Below are 2,078 nucleotides of genomic sequence, written 5' to 3' on the forward strand. Positions count from 1 at the left end.
AGTAATCCGGTGATGGGGAGATAGGGAGGTGGGGAGATAGGGAGATGGGGAGGTGGGGAGATAGGTAGATAAGGATATTAGGGAATTATAGCACTTTCTAGTCTAATCAGATACACAAGATTTTTTCACTCTTCCCGATTCCCGATTCCCGATTCCCGACTCCCTGTTCCCTGTTCCCTGTTCCCTGTTCCCTGTTCCCTGTGTTACAGCCTATAGCATTGTGTTACAATTACTACAAAACCAATTTAACAATTCCTTTAGTATTTAGTGAATAGCAGTTCTATAGGATTAGTAAACAGTCAGAGTTCTGATCCAGAACACAGAACACAAAACTCATCAAAATCTACTAATCTCGATCACCTTGGCTGGAAAGGTTGAGGTAACTGGTGAAAAGGATAACTGGTAAAAAGGAAGGTATTTAACCTATGAAATACACCTTTGAAATCTTAGGAGTATCTCCTGTCCTAGACTTTTTCAATCATCAACAGACGTTGAGTCAGAGAAAAGTCCCACCCCGGCTGAAATACTTAGGTACTTATCACTGTACCCTGGATGCTTTAATTGAATCAGCTGAAACCCTTCCCTCCCAGGCAGATTGGGGTATAGATCAAGCTGTAGACAGTGTGATTCAATTCTGGATGAATCACCCAGAAATCATCAGTTATTGGAAACAACGATTAAATGATGCTGGTAAGGATAATTTACTAGTGTCAAGGGTGGCAGATTTTGAATCATTAAAAGCTGAGTTTGAATCCTTGATCAGTAGTTCAAATAGGTAAGCTATCAGCTATCAGCTATCAGCTATCAGCTATCAGCTATCAGCTATCAGCTATCAGCTATCAGCTATCAGCTATCAGCTATCAGCGATTAGCGCTACTTGAGATGCTACTTGAGGTGCTATCAGCTATCAGCTTTTTAAAAAAAGAGGTAAGTATTCATTTAATCTATTTTACTTATCCTGATCTACTTTTATGTTGACTTTCAATTCTCATTAATCTCGAACTATTAAATTCTACCGTTTGCCCATTGCCCATTGCCCATAGGCGCACTATACGCAGGGTTTATTTTAGTTGACGGCTGACGGCTGACGGCTGACGGCTGACCGCTCAATACCAACAGTTTTCCAGCTATTGCGGCTCAGATTCTGCTAATGAGGCACCTATCTTACTTTTTAAACTATCTTCTAAATACTCTATTCTTTTGCGTTGATTATCAATATTTACTATTGTTTCATTATAATCCTGCTCTAATTCATTAATCCGTTTCCGTTGCCGAGCTAGTTTACGACTTTGGTTAATTAGAGTAGGTGTGGAGATTAATAAACCGGCTAAACAGCCCATAGAAAGAGTTAAAAGAATCACTAGAGATAAAGGTTCTTCTACAGTCCAAACCCCAAAGTTTACCGCCACAATTGCTTTATTTTGGAGGGCGAATAAAATAGCTGCTATAGCTAAGCCGATCACGAAGCCTGAAATCAAAAACAATAAGCGCATAGTCTCAACTCACTCCTTGGTAATCCCCTAGATCAGACTTGACTCAATTATTGTAAGCTAAAATCTAGATGGAAAAAATCACAGAGGAGTACACAAGCATTTAGCATTCAGCGGTCAGCGGTCAGCCGTCAGTTTAAAATAAACCTTGAACCGGAGCATTGAATAATGTTTACCTGTTTTCTTGATGCAGTCGCTCATGGGGGGGACCCCCAAGACCGCGCTGCATCGCTTATTCAAAAGCACCGATTGCGCTACGCGCACGCTGGGCAAACAGTAGCCTGCCCATAGCCCATAAGCTGATAGCTGACTGCTGACCGCTAACGGCACCTCAAGTAGCACCATCTGTAGGGCATAGGCTTACCTGATAGCTTACCGTTGCTGAGCCTTCTGTGTCTTTTTCCGACCGCCAGTTCTTAACTATTGGAGACATGAATAGATGTCTTTACTATTTATCCAACCCAAACCGATCAGGCAGAGCCAGTTACTCAATCGTCTAGTATTAGAGCGTCAGACCACCGAAGAAATTGGTCATGTCGATCAACTCTTGTTGGACTATCAAGCTCATCGAGTTGTTGCCTTAAGGTG

At 41.8% G+C, this 2,078-nt stretch carries 2 protein-coding genes; one reads left to right on the top strand and one right to left on the bottom strand.

The genetic code is table 11. The features are described 5' to 3' along the window. Positions 1-425: 425 nt before the first annotated feature. Positions 426-779, top strand: coding sequence for a hypothetical protein (locus tag F6K49_RS43540; RefSeq protein WP_293107954.1), 354 nt, complete (start codon positions 426-428; stop codon positions 777-779). A gap of 348 nt (positions 780-1,127) precedes the next feature. Here the strand turns inward: F6K49_RS43540 and F6K49_RS43545 are convergent, their stop codons facing one another. Further along, positions 1,128-1,493, bottom strand: coding sequence for a LapA family protein (locus tag F6K49_RS43545; RefSeq protein WP_075899707.1), 366 nt, complete (start codon positions 1,491-1,493; stop codon positions 1,128-1,130). Positions 1,494-2,078 lie beyond the last annotated feature (585 nt).

It is taken from the genome of Moorena sp. SIO3I6 (assembly GCF_010672095.1).